This window comes from Sphingomonas sp. M6A6_1c, assembly GCF_053345135.1.
The window spans coordinates 121,305-136,009 of the sequence record NZ_JBKEZO010000006.1 but is presented as its reverse complement, the minus strand read 5'-3'; the positions used below and the strand labels follow the sequence as shown (position 1 = coordinate 136,009).

11 protein-coding genes are annotated in these 14,705 nt (G+C 70.7%); all 11 read left to right on the top strand.

Going from position 1 to position 14,705, the window contains the following annotated elements:
• Positions 1 to 47 precede the first annotated feature (47 nt).
• The 11 genes from ACLBWH_RS13985 to gspF all read left to right on the top strand — a co-directional run bounded on the left by ACLBWH_RS13985 (position 48) and on the right by gspF (position 14,700).
• Positions 48 to 719 (top strand): spermine/spermidine synthase domain-containing protein, encoded by a 672-nt coding sequence (locus tag ACLBWH_RS13985; protein ID WP_322849493.1) that lies wholly within the window; start codon positions 48 to 50, stop codon positions 717 to 719.
• A 57-nt stretch (positions 720 to 776) separates the two neighbouring features.
• Complete coding sequence (locus tag ACLBWH_RS13980; RefSeq protein ID WP_447799523.1) at positions 777 to 1,763, top strand: quinone oxidoreductase family protein; 987 nt, start codon at positions 777 to 779, stop codon at positions 1,761 to 1,763.
• Between the two features lie 284 nt (positions 1,764 to 2,047).
• The gene (locus ACLBWH_RS13975; RefSeq protein WP_447799522.1) at positions 2,048 to 5,416 is read left to right on the top strand and encodes a glycosyltransferase; all 3,369 of its coding nucleotides are present in this window, start codon (positions 2,048 to 2,050) and stop codon (positions 5,414 to 5,416) included.
• Between the two features lie 266 nt (positions 5,417 to 5,682).
• Positions 5,683 to 5,997: a hypothetical protein gene (locus tag ACLBWH_RS13970; protein ID WP_447799521.1), complete on the top strand. Its 315-nt coding sequence runs from the start codon at positions 5,683 to 5,685 to the stop codon at positions 5,995 to 5,997.
• A gap of 68 nt (positions 5,998 to 6,065) precedes the next feature.
• Positions 6,066 to 6,815 (top strand): molybdate ABC transporter substrate-binding protein, encoded by a 750-nt coding sequence (gene modA / locus ACLBWH_RS13965; protein ID WP_447799520.1) that lies wholly within the window; start codon positions 6,066 to 6,068, stop codon positions 6,813 to 6,815.
• Positions 6,815 to 7,504, top strand: a complete 690-nt coding sequence (gene modB, locus ACLBWH_RS13960; RefSeq protein WP_322849488.1) for a molybdate ABC transporter permease subunit — start codon at positions 6,815 to 6,817, stop codon at positions 7,502 to 7,504. Before modA ends, modB begins: the two co-directional genes overlap by 1 nt.
• Positions 7,494 to 8,096, top strand: coding sequence for an ATP-binding cassette domain-containing protein (locus ACLBWH_RS13955; protein WP_322849487.1), 603 nt, complete (start codon positions 7,494 to 7,496; stop codon positions 8,094 to 8,096). The genes modB and ACLBWH_RS13955 overlap by 11 nt, the downstream gene beginning before the upstream one ends.
• Before the next feature lie 65 nt (positions 8,097 to 8,161).
• Positions 8,162 to 9,004: a type II secretion system protein N gene (locus ACLBWH_RS13950; protein WP_322849486.1), complete on the top strand. Its 843-nt coding sequence runs from the start codon at positions 8,162 to 8,164 to the stop codon at positions 9,002 to 9,004.
• Positions 9,004 to 11,250, top strand: coding sequence for a type II secretion system secretin GspD (gene gspD, locus ACLBWH_RS13945; RefSeq protein ID WP_447799519.1), 2,247 nt, complete (start codon positions 9,004 to 9,006; stop codon positions 11,248 to 11,250). Before ACLBWH_RS13950 ends, gspD begins: the two co-directional genes overlap by 1 nt.
• 496 nt (positions 11,251 to 11,746) lie before the next feature.
• Positions 11,747 to 13,330 (top strand): GspE/PulE family protein, encoded by a 1,584-nt coding sequence (locus tag ACLBWH_RS13940; RefSeq protein ID WP_447799518.1) that lies wholly within the window; start codon positions 11,747 to 11,749, stop codon positions 13,328 to 13,330.
• Between the two features lie 146 nt (positions 13,331 to 13,476).
• On the top strand, positions 13,477 to 14,700 hold the full coding sequence (gspF, locus tag ACLBWH_RS13935) for a type II secretion system inner membrane protein GspF (RefSeq protein ID WP_322849483.1): 1,224 nt from the start codon (positions 13,477 to 13,479) through the stop codon (positions 14,698 to 14,700).
• Positions 14,701 to 14,705 lie beyond the last annotated feature (5 nt).

The window sequence follows — 14,705 nt, the reverse complement described above, 5'->3', positions numbered from 1 at the left end:
ATCGTCGCGGTAGAGGCGCGCTTTGTGCGCAGGAGGAGCGAGCCGGCATGACGCCACGCGAATTGATCGACACCGCCCCGGTCCCCGGCGGCGAGCCGCTGCGCCTGTTCCGCCGCGGCGGCGATTACATGATCGTGCTCGACCGCAACGAGCTGATGAACAGCCGGATGAGCGGCTCCGAAGAGGCGCTGGCGACGATGACGATCGAGCGGCTGGGCGCGCGCACCGCGCCGCATCTGCTCGTCGGCGGCTATGGCATGGGCTTCACGCTGCGCGCCGCGCTCGCCAGGCTCGGCCCGCAGGCGCGGGTGACCGTCGCCGAGCTCGTGCCGCAGATCGTCGACTGGGCACGCGGACCGATGGCGGCGCTGACCGCCGGCTGCCTCGACGATCCCCGCGTCGCCGTCACCTTCGCCGATGTCGCCGAGGTGATCGCCGCGACGCCGCGCGGCTATGACGCGATCCTGCTCGACGTCGACAACGGCCCCGACGGGCTGGTCCGCGCCGCCAACGACCGGCTGTATGCGGCACGCGGCCTTGCCGCGGCGCGCGCGGCGCTGGCCCCCGGCGGCGTACTCGCGGTGTGGTCGGCGGCCAAGGACGCCGCCTTCGCCCGCCGCCTGCGCGAGGGCGGCTTCACCGTCGACGAGGTCACCGTCCGCGCGCGCAGCAACGGCAAGGGCGCGATGCACACGATCTGGTTCGCGGTGCCGCGCTGATCGTGCAACCCGCCGGTTCCGCGAACGGTTCGGACCCGAGCACCCAAGGAGGATGAGATGAGCGAACGCATAGCCCGCATCACCCGCACCGGCGGGCCGGAGGTGATCGAATGGGTCGACGCAGACCTGCCGCCGCCTGCGCCCGGCGAGGTGCGGATGCGCCACCATGCCGTCGGCCTCAACTACATCGACACCTATCACCGCAGCGGCGTCTATCCGATCGACCTGCCCGCCGGCCTCGGCAGCGAGGCGGCGGGCGTGGTCGAGGCGGTCGGCGACGGCGTCGAGGGCTTTGCGGTCGGCGACCGCGTCGGCACCTTCGGCCCGGCGCGCGGCGCCTATGCCACCGCGCGCAACGTCGCCGCGCAGCAGCTCCTCCACCTGCCCGATGACGTCGACGACGCGACAGCCGCGGCGCTGCTGCTCAAGGGCTGCACCACCGAATGCTTGGTCGATCGCTGCGCCAAGGTGCAGCCGGGGCAGACGGTGCTGGTCTGGGCGGCGGCGGGTGGCGTCGGCCAGTTGCTGGTCGGCTGGCTGAAGGCGATCGGCGCGACCGTGATCGGCACCGCGGGCAATGCGGACAAGGCCGACCATGCCCGCGCCGCCGGTGCCGACCGCGTCATCCTCCACCGCGACGAGGATGTCGCCGCACGGGTGCGCGCGTTGACCGACGGCAACGGCGTCGCGGTGGTCTTCGACGGGGTCGGCAAGGCGACGTGGGACGCGACGCTCGCCGCCACCGCGCGGCGCGGGCTGATCGTCAGTTACGGCAATGCCGGCGGCCCGGTCACCGACGTCGCGCTCGGCACGCTCGCCGCCAGGGGCTCGCTGTTCGTCACCCGCCCGACGCTGTTCGACTATTACGTCACCGCGGAGGAACGCCGCGCCGGCGTCGACCGCGTCTTCGCGATGCTGCGCCGGGGTGCGATCCGTCCGCATATCGGCCAGCGCTTCGCCCTCGAACAGGCCGCCGACGCGCACCGCGCGCTTGAGGCGGGCGAGACGCAGGGCAGCACGGTGCTGGTCGTGCCGCAGGGTTAGGGGGGCGGAGTCTACATATAGACTTCGGGCAAAAATTCCTCCCCCGCCAGGGGGAGGTGGCATGCCGAAGGCATGACGGAGGAGGAGGAAACGGCACAGAGGACGTCGCTTACCTCCCCCTCCGTCACCGCTTCGCGGCGCCACCTCCCCCTGGCGGGGGAGGAATTGACTGCATATCGATCCATCGCCTGCGCGCGGTCGCCGCGCGTGACGGCTTTGTCATCGCCGTGTCTTGATAGCGGCACCCGGTCTGGCGCATGTGAGGCGCGGGGGAGTGCCGTATCATGTCTCAACATCCCGTGTTCTATGACGCCAGCGGCCGACGCAAGCGGCGCTTCACGCTCGGCGTCGTCGCCTTCGTCGCGCTGGTCGTGCTCGCGCTCGCGGTGTTCGCGGTGTCGATCGGCGCGGTGCCCGCGGCGCCGCTGTTGCCGGTGGATGTCGAGCGTCCGGTGCTGCGCCGGCTCGCCCCCCCCCACGGCGTCATCCGTCGCGCCAAGCGCGGCCTCAATTACTACGCGGGCGAATTGCTCGGCACCGGCCGCGGCAAGGATGCGGCGGCCAACCCCAGCCTCGCCATCGCCTTCCACACCCCCTGGGACCCGTCGAGCGCCGCCAGCCTCGAACGCCACGTCGAACAGCTCGACTGGGTGATCCCCGGCTGGGTGTCGGTCACCGGTGCCGATCATCACCTCACTGTGTTCCGCGACACCGCCGGCCGCGCCATCCTCAACCGCGCGGTGCATCGTCCGGTGGTGATCCCGATGATCCAGAACGCCAGCAACGGCACCTGGGACGGCGCCGGCACCGCCGCGCTGCTCGCGGACCCCAAGGCGCGCGCGGCCTTCCTCGACCGGCTGATCCCCTGGCTCGCGACGAACGGCGCCGGCGGCGCCTTCTTCGACCTCGAGGACCTGCCGCCGAGCGCGCAGGCGAATTACCGCATGTTCCTCGGCGAGGCGCGGCGCCGCTTCGCGCCGCGCGGGTGGAGCGTGTCGATCGCCGCGCCGGTCGCCAATCCCGACTGGAACCTGCCCGCCTATGCTGCGGTCACCGACAAGATCTTCCTGATGGCCTATGACGAGCATGAGACGAGCGGCCCCGCCGGCCCGATCGCCTCGCAGCATTGGTTTGCCGAAACCGTCGCCAGCGCCGCGCGGGGCATTCCCGCCGCCAAGCTCGTCGTTGCGATCGGCTCCTACGCCTATGACTGGCACGACGGCAGCGGCGACCCGCTCGGCGTCGAGGAGGCGTGGCAGGCGGCGCGCGATTCGGGGACGATGCCCGCCTTCGATCGCGCCAGCGGCAACAGCAGCTTCGCCTATAGCGAGGGCGGTACCCGCCACGTCGTCTGGCTGCTCGACGCCGCCTCCGCCTATAACCAGATCGAGATGCTGCACCGCGCCGGCGTCGGCAGCGTCGCGCTGTGGCGTCTGGGGTCCGAGGACCCGGGCCTGTGGTCGCTGTTCGGCCGCGATCACCGCAGCTTGCCGCCGCCGTCGGCGATCGACGCCATCCCCGCCGGCACCAACGTCGACATCGAGGGCGCGGGCGAGATCCTCAAGATCGCCGCCACCCCCGTACCCGGCGCGCGCCATGCGGTGGCGGGGCCGGGCGGCGCGATCGCCGACGTGCGCTTCGATCGCCTGCCTAAGGCCTATGAGGTCGATCGCACCGGCTATCGCAAGAGCCAGCTCGCGCTGACCTTCGACGACGGTCCCGATCGCACCTGGACGCCGCAGATCCTCGACGTGCTCAAGCAGAAGCACGTCGCCGCCACCTTCTTCATCGTCGGCGAGAATGCGCTGACCCAGCGTTCGCTGCTCCAGCGGATGGTCGCCGAGGGGCATGAGATCGGCAGCCACACCTATACCCATCCGAACCTCGCCACCGTCTCGCCGGGGCAGGTGTGGTTCGAGCTCAACGCGACGCAGCGCCTGTTCCAGGCGTTCACCGGCCATTCGCTGCGCTTCTTCCGCGCGCCCTATTTCGGCGACGCCGAGCCCTCCACCGCCGACGAGATCGAGCCCGCGCTGCAGGCGCAGGAACGCGGCTATGTCTCGGTCGGCCTGCACGTCGATCCCGGCGACTGGAAGCGGCCGGGCGTCCAGCAGATCATCGACGCGACGATCGCGCGGGTGACCAGCGGTCCCGATCATTGCGACGAGGATTCGGACGCGGATTGCAGCCGCAACGTCATCCTGCTCCACGACGCCGGCGGCAACCGCGCCGAGACGGTCGCGGCGCTGCCGGTGATCATCGATCGGCTGCGCGCGCTCGGCTATCAGTTCGTGCCCGTGTCGACGCTCGCCGGCCTGTCGCGCCACGCCGCGATGCCGCCGATCAGCGCCAGCGACCAGCTCGCCGCCAACGTCGATCTCGCCTTGTTCAGCACGCTGGGCGCGATGGCGGTCGGCCTGCGCTGGCTGTTCGGCATCGCGATCGCGATCGGCATCCTGCGAGCGCTGGCCCTGTCCGCGCTGGCGCTGATCCAGGCGCGGCGTGAGGGGCGCACCGTCTTCCCGCGCATCGACCCCGACCGCTTCGTCACCGTGCTGATCCCCGCCTATAACGAAGAACGGGTCATCGAACGCGCGGTGCGCGGGGTGCTCGCCTCGACCGACGTGAGGATCGAGGTGATCGTGATCGACGACGGTTCGAAGGATGCGACCTCCGCGATCGTCGCCGCCGCCTTCGCCGACGATCCCCGCGTCCGCCTGCTGACGCTGGAGAATGGCGGCAAGGCGCGCGCGCTCAACACCGGGCTGGAGCTGGCCAAGGGCGAGATCGTCATCGCGCTCGATGCCGATACGCAGTTCGAGCCGACGACGATCGCGCGCCTCGCGCGCTGGTTCGACGATCCGCAGCTCGGCGCGGTCGCGGGCAACGCCAAGGTCGGCAACCGCGTCAATCTCGTCACCAAATGGCAGGCGCTCGAATATATCACCGCGCAGAACCTCGAACGCCGCGCCTTCGCCCGGCTCGACGCGATCACCGTCGTGCCCGGCGCGGTCGGCGCGTGGCGGCTGGCGGCGATCCGCGCCGTCGGCGGCTATCCGCACGATACGCTGGCCGAGGATCAGGACCTCACCATCGCGATCCAGCGCGCCGGCTGGCGCGTCCAATACGATCAATATGCGATCGCCTGGACCGAGGCGCCCGAGACGTTCCGCGCGCTCGCCAAACAGCGGTTCCGCTGGGCGTTCGGCACGCTGCAATGCCTGTGGAAGCATCGCTCGGCGATCGGCCGCAGTGCCCCGCGCGGGCTCGGCTGGGTCGGGCTGCCGCAGGCGATCGTCTTCCAGATCGTGCTCGCCGCGATCAGCCCGATCATCGATCTGGCGCTGCTCGTCAGCTTCTTCGTCACCTATCTCGACATCCAGGCGCACGGCTGGGCGCAGACCAGCCACGACGTCTATACGATGCTCGGCTTCTGGCTGGTGTTCACCGCGATCGACCTGCTCGCCGCGACGATCGCCTTCGCGCTCGAACGCCGCGAGAAATGGCGCCTGCTCTGGCTGCTGATCCCGCAGCGGATCGGCTATCGCCAGATCATGTATTACGTCGTGCTCAAGGCCATAGCGCAGGCGCTGCGCGGCCCGATGGTCGGCTGGGGCAAGCTCCAGCGGACGGGCAGGGTAAGCGCGACGTAAGACGGTTTTGTTCGTCACCCGTCACCCCGGACCCGTTTCGGGGTGCTCCGGGCCACTGGCGAATGGTGTCGAGGCGTTCCTTAGCCTCGCCGCGGCGTAGACCCCGCTAAGCATCGAGACCTCGGGAACGTCAGGCGTGACATACCAACGCTGTACCCCGGCCTCCGCCGGGGTACAGCGGCCGCCATGCGAAGGTTTCGCGCAAAAATCCCGTTGACGAACGATGTGGCAGTGGGCTGATTCATGCCGATGGGGAAGGGCAGCGAATGACCACGAAGCGCATCACGGTCACGGCATTGGGCGTCGTCGTGCTTGCTGGATGCGCGACGACGCCTGGCGAGAAACCGGTCCTGACCGCAACCGCGGCGAAAGCCATCGCCCGCTCGTGCCATGCGGTGAGCGGGACGATCGGTCACGACCATCATTCCGCAATGCCGTCGGCGCGATTTGTCCTGCCGCCAGGCGCGTCCTCGGCCGATGACCACGTCGCGCCGATGGTGGCCTGCCTCAGCACGCGGCTCGCCGCCTATCGATACGAGATGATGGACTTCGGCGAGGCGCGCGACGCGGCCGTGCGCTGAAAACGCCGGTCGCGCCGGACGAAAGCCTTGTATACGGCGGTATATATTCGTTGGTCCGAGGTGCCGTCATGATCCGTTCCCTGCTGCTCCTGTCGCTCGCGATCGCCGCGCCCGCGGCCGCGCAGCGCAAGCCTCCGCTGGTGCTCGCCGCCGCCAGCCTGCAGGAATCGATGAACGCCGCCGCGGACGCCTGGGCCAGACAGGGCCATCCGCGCCCCGTCGTCTCCTTCGCCGCCTCGTCGGCGCTGGCGCGGCAGGTCGAGGCGGGGGGTGCCGCCGATCTGTTCGTCTCCGCCGATCAGGAGTGGATGGACGCGCTCGCCGCCAAGCGGCTGATCGTCGCGAGCAGCCGCGTCACCTTCCTCGGCAACCGCCTCGTCGTCGTCGCGGCGAAGGGCAATCCGGTGCGCATCCCGGTGCGTCCGTCCGCCGCGCTGGCGCGCGTGCTCGCCGCCGGGCCGCTGGCGATGGCCGACGCGCCGGTCCCCGCCGGCCGCTATGCCGAGGCGGCGCTGCGCAGCCTCGGCGTGTGGAGCGCGGTCGCGCCCAAGGTGGTGCGCGGCGACAGCGTCCGCGCCGCCCTGACGCTGGTCGAGCGCGGCGCCGCGCCGCTCGGCATCGTCTACGCCACCGACGCCAGGGCCTCGTCCAATGTGCGCTTCGCCGGCGTCTTCCCGGCGCGCAGCCATCCGCCGATCACCTATCCGGTCGCGCGCCTCGCCGCCTCGCGCAATCCGGAAGGGGAGGGCTTTCGCCGCTTCCTGATCAGCCGCCCCGGCAAGGCGATCTTCGCGTCCTACGGCTTCACCCCGCGCTGATGCTGTCGCCTGCGGAATGGACGATCGTCGCGCTGTCGCTCAAGGTCGGCGGCGTCGCGATGGCGGCGGTGCTGCCGCTCGCCTTCGCGCTCGCGTGGCTGCTCGCGCGCGGGCGCTTTCCCGGCAAATTGCTGCTCGACGCGCTCGTCCATCTGCCGCTGGTGGTACCGCCGGTGGTGACCGGCTGGCTGCTGCTGCTCGCCTTCGGCCCGAACGGCCCTTTGGGCAGCCTGCTCGACCGCTGGTTCGGCGTGACCGTCCTGTTCCGCTGGACCGGCGCGGCGATCGCGGCGGCGATCATGGCGCTGCCGCTGATGGTGCGCGCGATGCGGCTGTCGATCGAGGCGGTCGACCGCCGTCTCGAAAGCGCCGCACGCACGCTCGGCGCGGGTCCGTGGCGGGTGTTCTGGACGCTGACGCTGCCGCTCAGCCTGCCCGGCATCCTCGCCGGCGCGGTGCTCGGCTTCGCGCGCTCGATCGGCGAGTTCGGCGCGACGATCACCTTCGTCTCCAACGTGCCGGGCGAGACGCAGACGCTGCCGCTCGCCATCTATTCCGCGCTCCAGCAGCCCGGCGCCGAGGCGACCGTCTGGCGCCTGTCCGCCATGTCGGTCGCGCTCAGCCTCGCCGCGCTGCTCGTCTCCGAACTGCTCACCCGCCGCGTCCGCCGGGGGCTGCATGTCCTTTGACATCCGCGTCGAGAAGCGGCTCGGCGAGGCATCGGTCGCGCTCGACCTGCAGGCGGGCGAGGGGCTCACCGTCCTCTTCGGCCCGTCGGGGATCGGCAAGACCAGCGTGCTCAACATGGTCGCCGGCCTGCTCCGCCCCGATGCCGGCCGCATCGCCGTCTCGGGCCGCACGCTGTTCGATGCGGCCGCCGGCATCGATGTCGCCCCCGAACATCGCCGCGCCGGCTACGTCTTCCAGGACCCGCGGCTGTTCCCGCACCGCCGCGTCCGCGCCAACCTCCTGTACGGCGCCGCCGACGACACCGGCCTCGCCGCCATCGTCGCGATGCTCGGCATCGGCCATCTGCTCGACCGCTGGCCGCGCACCCTGTCGGGCGGCGAGGCGCGCCGCGTCGCGATCGGCCGCGCGTTGCTCAGCGATCCCGCCTTCCTGCTGCTCGACGAGCCCCTGTCGTCGCTCGACCGCGCGCGCCGTGGCGAGATCATGGACGCGCTGTGCCGCGTCCGCGACGAGGCCGGGCTGCCGATCTTGATGGTCACGCACGACCCCGAGGAGGCCGAACGGCTCGGCACCCGCATCGTCGCGTTATGATCCCTCTTTGCCGCAAAAGCGTAACATGCCATGCGTAGGCGGACGCTGCGGGACGGGATGACTTCATGCGCTTGAAACTCGACGCGCGCACGCGGCGCCTTTTGCGCCGCTTGCCCGTCGTGAACGTCTATTCGCTGGCCGAGCTGATCCTGATCGCAGGGCTGGCGACGCAGAGCGCGCGACTGGTGTGGACGCTCGTCACGCCGGTGTCACCGCTCGGCGACTGGCGCCCGGCGGCGATCACCGTGCCCGGCCGCCCCTACGACGTGCTCGCCGGCTTCGATCCCTTCTTCCGCCTCGGCGGGCCGCAACAGGGGCCGGCCACGGTCACCTCGCTCCAGCTCACGCTGTTCGGCATCCGCGTCGACGAAGCCTCGGGCCGCGGGTCGGCGATCCTCGCCGGTCCCGACAACGTCCAGAAGGCCGTCGTCGTCGGCGAGGAGATCCAGCCCGGCGTCCGGCTGAAGGCGGTCGCCTTCGACCATATCACCATCGATCGCGGCGGCACCGCCGAGGATCTGTTCCTCGTCCAGTCCGACGCCCCCGCCGGCGCCCAGCCCGCCGCGCTCGGCGCCCCCGGCACGCCGCCCGCGCCGGCGTCGCCCGGCACCGGCGCCCCCGCCGCGATCCGCGCCAACCAGATCCGCAACGAGATCGGTTTCATCCCGCGCATCGATTCGGGCCGCATCTCGGGCCTCGTCGTCCGCTCGCAGGGGTCGGGCGCGCTGTTCCGCAACGCCGGCCTGCGCGACGGCGACGTCGTCACCGCGATCGGCGGCCGGCCGGTCAGCGGCCCGCAGGACCTCGACCGCGTCACCGCCGATTTCGCCGGCGGCGGCAACATCCCCATCACCGTCGAACGTGGGTCGCAGACGCTTGCGCTCGCCATCACGATCGCGCCCAATTGATGAAGACGGCCCCCATGAAGACGCTCGCCTCCGCCCTGCTGCTGTCCACCGCGGCGCTCGCGCTGCCCACGGGCGCGCTGGCCCAGACCACGCTCAACGTCCGCGACGCCGACATCCGCGCCTTCATCGCCGACGCGGCCAAGGTGACCGGGCGCACCTTCATCATCGACGCGCGCGTCAACGGCAAGGTCACCGTGGTCACCGACCGGCCGCTCAGCCGCTCCGAATATTTCGAGACCTTCCTGTCGACGCTGCGCGCCAACGGGCTCGTCGCGGTGCCGACCGGCAACGGCGCCTTCCGCATCCAGCCGATCGACAACGCCGCCTCGCAGCCGAGCCGCATCGGATCGGCCGGCGCCAACCGCAACAGCTTCGTCACCGAGATCGTCCGCCTCCGCTCGATCGACGCGACGCAGGCGATCGAGACGGTGCGGCCGCTGGTCAGCGCGCAGGGCTCGGTGAGCGCCAATCGCGGCTCGAACAGCCTCGTCGTCGTCGACTTCGGCGACAATATCCGCCGCATCCGCGAGGTGCTGCGCCGCGTCGACGCCGACAATGCCGCGACCCGCGTCGTCGCCTTGAAGAACGCCAGCGCCAAGGAGATCGCCGCCGCCTTGCAGGGCCTCGCCACCGGTGCGCCGGGCGGGCAGGGCGGTGCGCAGGGCGGCGTCGGCACCAGCGTCACCGCGGTCGACAGCAGCAATTCGGTCATCATCCGCGGCGACGCCAACAGCGTCGCGCGGCTCGTCCAGGTCGCGCAGGACCTCGACCAGAAGGCGAAGAACGGCACCGAGATCCGCGTCGTCTTCCTCGAGAACGCCGATGCGGCGCAGCTTCTCCCCGTGCTCCAGCAGCTCGTCGGCCAAACCCCCGATGCGGTGCAGGAGACGCAGCTCTCGCGCACCCAGACCGGCTTCGGCAGCAGCACCGGCGGCGGCGGCGGCGGCCAGAGCCAGCAGCGCCAGTTCAACCAGGCCCCCGCCCAGCAGGCGAGCGTCGGTGGCGGCGCCAATACCGCCGCCAACGGTCGGCCGGCGATCTCGACCGAGGGCGGCCGCACCGCCGCGGTCGTCACCCGCTTCCAGGGTGCCAATGCGATCGTCATCGCCGCGCCCGCCGACATCCAGCGCCAATTGGCCGATGTCGTCCGCCAGCTCGACACGCGCCGCGAACAGGTGCTGATCGAAGGCATCGTCGCCGAAGTGTCCGACGCGACGGTCAACCGGCTCGGCGCGCAGTTCGTGCTCGCCAACCCCTCGGGCGGCGCCTTCGCCGCTTCGACCTTCTCGAACAGCGCGCCCAACATCCTCCAGATCGCCGGCGCGATCGGCGCGCAGTCGCTGGGGTCGAGCAAGACGGTGACGATCGGCGCCGACGGTACGCGCACCGAAGTGACGACCAACAATTCCGCGTCGGATTCACTCACCCAGTCGGCGCTCAACTCGATCCTCAGCTCGACCGGCGGCTTCGGCGGTTTCGGCGGCAAGATCGGCGACGTCCTGTTCGGCGCGATCATCAACGCGGTGAAGAGCGACACCACCTCCAACCTGCTCCAGGTCCCGCATCTCGTCACCGTCGACAATCAGGAAGCGCACAGCCTCGTCGGCCAGGAGATCCCGATCACCACCGGACAGGCGCTGTCGAACAATTTCGACAACACCTTCCGCACCACGCAGCGCGAGAATGTCGGCATCGAGCTGACCGCGCGCCCGCAGGTCAATTCGAGCGGCACGGTCAAGCTCAACCTGCGCCTCGAGGTCAGCTCGATCGCCGGCCCGGTGTCGAGCGACAACAGCGACCTCATCCTCAACAAGCGCGAGATCGAGACAACGCTGACCGTCGATGAAGGCCAGATCGCGGTCATGGGCGGCCTGCTCAGCGACGAGGAGCGCCGCACGATCGAGAAGATCCCGCTGCTCGGCGACATCCCGTTGCTCGGCAACCTCTTCAAGTCGAAGGCCAAGTCGCGCAACAAGACCAATCTGATGATCTTCATCCGCCCGACGATCCTGCGCAACGCCGCGGACAGCCGCAAGGTCGCCGAGCAGCGCTACGGCTACATCCGTCTGCAACAGGGCCTGCAATCGCCGGGCGAGGAACCGTCGATCGACCAGCTCGTCCGCGATTACATGGGCGCCGCTCCGCCGATCCCCTCAGCCCCGATCCCCGGCAACATCGAAGACCCCCGCATCGCCGTCCCCATCCAGCACAACACGACGAAGGTCATTCGCCCGAGGGACCGGTGAGGCGCGCCGCCAGCGCGTCATGCCGGCGGAGGCCGGGACCCATGGACAAGGCGCAACCGGCGTCGGCACGCACCCTCGGCGTCCCGCGCCCATGGGTCCCGGCCTCCGCCGGGATGACGAGCGGGGAGGGCGAATCCCCATCCCCCAACACTGTCATCCCCGCGCAGGCGGGGATCCAGACGCGCAGGTGTCGCGATGGAGTCGTGAGGTCCGCGCGTCTGAATCCCCGCCTGCGCGGGGATGACAAAGCTGGTGAGGCACCCCTCACGATCATCGGCAGCGCCGCACGATCGGTTACGAACCCCACCCCTTCGTCATCCCGGCGAACGCCGGGACCCATGGACAGGGTGCATTCGGCGTCGGCACGCACCCTCGGCGTTCCGCACCCACGCATCCCGGCTCCCGCCGGGATGACGAACCGCGAGGGCGAACCCACATCCCGCAAAGCCGTCGTCGCCGCCGCCGCGGGCATGACGAACCCATGGGGAACCCGCTTATGATCATCCGCACCGGCGACGCCCTCGACGCCCCGCTCGACACCGCCCCCGAAACCCTCATCCTCCCCGAGCCCCCCGCGCCGGCCGAGCCGCTCCCGATGCTCGCCATCCCCTATGCCTTCGCGCGCAAGCACGGCGTCGTCGTCACCCATACCGAGGCCGACACGCACCTCACCGTCGCGCTACGCGCGGGCGCCAATCCCAAGACCCTGCTCGAAATCCGCCGCTATCTCGCCCGTCCGTTCGACGTGTCGATCGTCGAGGCGCCGCAGTTCGACCGTCTGCTCTCCGACCATTATGCGATGGACGGCCAGGCCAATGCGCTCGCCGCGGTCGGCATGGGCGACGAGCTCGACAGCCTTGCCGAGGGGCTGCCCACCGCCGAGGACCTGCTCGACACCGCCGACGACGCGCCGGCGATCCGCCTGATCAACGGCATCATCGCCGACGCCGCGCGCAACGGCGTCTCCGACATCCATATCGAGCCGTACGAGACGGGCCTCATCGTCCGCATGCGCATCGACGGCGTGCTGCGCGAGACGCTGCGCATGCCGCCGCACGTCGCCCCCGTCGTGGTCAGCCGCATCAAGGTCATGGCCCGGCTCGACATCGCCGAGCGGCGCGTGCCGCAGGACGGCCGCATGGGCCTCACCCTCGGCGGCAAATTGCTCGACGTCCGCGTCTCGACCCTGCCCAGCCGCGCCGGCGAGCGCGTCGTGCTGCGTATCCTCGACAAGGACAATGCCGGCATCGACCTCGACGCGCTCGGCATGGACGAGCGGATGTACACGCTGCTGCGCGGCGCGCTCGCCGAGCCCAACGGCATCATCCTCGTCACCGGCCCGACCGGTTCGGGCAAGACCACCTCGCTCTACGGCGCGCTGCGGCTGCTCAACGACGGCAGCCGCAACATCCTCACCGTCGAGGACCCGGTCGAATATGCCGTCGAGGGCGTCGGCCAGACGCAGGTCAATCCCAAGGTCGGGCTGACCTTCGCCGCCGGCCTGCGCGCGATCCTGCGGCAGGACCCCGACGTCGTCATGGTCGGCGAAATCCGCGACCGCGAAACCGCGGAGATCGCGGTGCAGGCGTCGCTGACCGGCCATCTCGTGCTCTCGACCGTCCACACCAACGACGCGATCGGCGCGATCACCCGCATGCGCGACATGAAGGTCGAACCGTTCCTGCTCGCCTCGACGCTGCGCGCGGTGATCGCGCAGCGGCTGGTGCGCCGCTTGTGCCAGGTCTGCCGCCGCCCGGTATCCGGCGCCAGCGGCGTCGCCGGGCTGCTCGGCATCGAGCCCGAGGCGATTGTCTACGAATCGGTCGGCTGCCCCGCCTGCAACCACACCGGCTTCAAGGGGCGCATCGGCGTGTTCGAGGCAGTGCGCGTCGACGACACGATCCGCCGCTTCATCAACGACGGCGCCGACGAAACCGCGATCGCCGCCCACGCCTTCGCCCGCACGCCCAGCCTCGCGCAGGCGGCCGAGACGCTGGTCCGCCGCGGGCTGACGACGCCGGAAGAGGCGGTGCGCGTGTCGCGCAGGGATGCGACCGACGTGGTGGTGGACGATGCGTAGCGCGCCGCAAATCCTCCCCGGCACGGGGAGGGGGACCAGCCGCAGGCTGGTGGAGGGGGGGTGCCACGCAGCGCCCCGCCTGAGGAAGCCCCCCTTCGTCACCGCTACGCGGCGCCACCTCCCCGTGCCGGGGAGGAGTGATGCGCATGGCTGACTTCGACTATCTCGCCATCGACACCCGCGGCCAGGAGCAGCGCGGCCACGTCGCCGCGCCGTCGCTCGACGCCGCCCGCGCGCAGCTCGATCGCCGCAAGCTCTACGTCGTCCGCCTCGACCCCGGCGCGCCGCCCGCCGCGACCAGCCGCCCGCTGTTCGGCATCAAATTCGGTTCGAAGAAGATGAGCGTCAAGCAGCTCACGCTCTTCACCCGCCAGCTCGCGACGCTCAACCGCGTCTCGCCGCTCGAGGAATCGCTGCGTACGATCACCCGCCAGACCGAGCAGGACAGCGTCCGCACGATCGTCGCCCACGTCCACGCCGGTGTCGTCGAAGGCCGCCGCCTCGCCGATTCGATGGCGCGCGAGGGCAAGAGCTTCCCGCCGCTCTATCGCGCGATGGTGTCGGCGGGCGAAAGCTCGGGCAGCCTGCCGACGATCCTCGACCGGCTCGCCGCGCTGCTCGAACGGCAGGCGGAGATCCGCGGCAAGCTCATCACCGCGCTCGCCTATCCGACCATCCTCGCGGTCGTCGCGATGGGCGTCGTGACCGCGCTGATGATGTTCGTCGTGCCCCAGGTCGTCGAGCAATTCGATACGGTCGGACAGCAATTGCCGCTGCTCACCCGGATCGTCATCGGCCTGTCCGACTTCCTCGTCGGCTATTGGTGGCTGATCGCTTTATGCGTGGCGTTGGTGGTGGTGGGCACGTGGTATGCGCTGCGCGACCCCGCGTTGCGCCTCGCCTTCGACACCGCCTTGCTGCGCCTGCCGCTGCTCGGCCGGCTGTTCCGCGACCTCCACGCCGCGCGCATGTCGCGCACCCTGAGCACGATGATCGCCAGCCGCCTGCCGCTGCTCGAAGGGCTCGCGCTCACCGCCTCGACGATCCACAACCGCCGCCTGCGCGCCGCCTCCGACGAGATCGTCGACGCCATCCGCGGCGGCGGCAGCCTGTCGGCGGCGATGCGCCGCGCCAACGTCTTCCCGCCGCTGCTCACCTATCTGGCGGCGTCGGGCGAGGCGGCGGGGCGGCTCGACGAGATGCTGGAGCGCGCCGCCGACTATCTCGAGCGCGAGTTCGACCGCTTCACCGCCACCGCTCTGTCGCTGCTCGAACCCGCGATCATCGTCGTGATGGGCGGCGTCGTCGCGACGATCGTGCTATCCATCCTGCTGCCCATCCTCCAGCTCAATACGCTGGCCGGCCAATGAGGACC

Bases quoted from the DNA above. Each gene is read 5' to 3' on its own strand.
- modB (WP_322849488.1), top strand. From the start codon at position 6,815: ATGCTGTCGCCTGCGGAATGGACGATCGTCGCGCTGTCGCTCAAGGTC.
- ACLBWH_RS13970 (WP_447799521.1), top strand. From the start codon at position 5,683: ATGACCACGAAGCGCATCACGGTCACGGCATTGGGCGTCGTCGTGCTT.
- ACLBWH_RS13940 (WP_447799518.1), top strand. From the start codon at position 11,747: ATGATCATCCGCACCGGCGACGCCCTCGACGCCCCGCTCGACACCGCC.
- gspD (WP_447799519.1), top strand. From the start codon at position 9,004: ATGAAGACGGCCCCCATGAAGACGCTCGCCTCCGCCCTGCTGCTGTCC.
- gspF (WP_322849483.1), top strand. From the start codon at position 13,477: ATGGCTGACTTCGACTATCTCGCCATCGACACCCGCGGCCAGGAGCAG.
- ACLBWH_RS13980 (WP_447799523.1), top strand. From the start codon at position 777: ATGAGCGAACGCATAGCCCGCATCACCCGCACCGGCGGGCCGGAGGTG.
- ACLBWH_RS13955 (WP_322849487.1), top strand. From the start codon at position 7,494: ATGTCCTTTGACATCCGCGTCGAGAAGCGGCTCGGCGAGGCATCGGTC.
- ACLBWH_RS13985 (WP_322849493.1), top strand. From the start codon at position 48: ATGACGCCACGCGAATTGATCGACACCGCCCCGGTCCCCGGCGGCGAG.
- ACLBWH_RS13975 (WP_447799522.1), top strand. From the start codon at position 2,048: ATGTCTCAACATCCCGTGTTCTATGACGCCAGCGGCCGACGCAAGCGG.
- modA (WP_447799520.1), top strand. From the start codon at position 6,066: ATGATCCGTTCCCTGCTGCTCCTGTCGCTCGCGATCGCCGCGCCCGCG.
- ACLBWH_RS13950 (WP_322849486.1), top strand. From the start codon at position 8,162: ATGCGCTTGAAACTCGACGCGCGCACGCGGCGCCTTTTGCGCCGCTTG.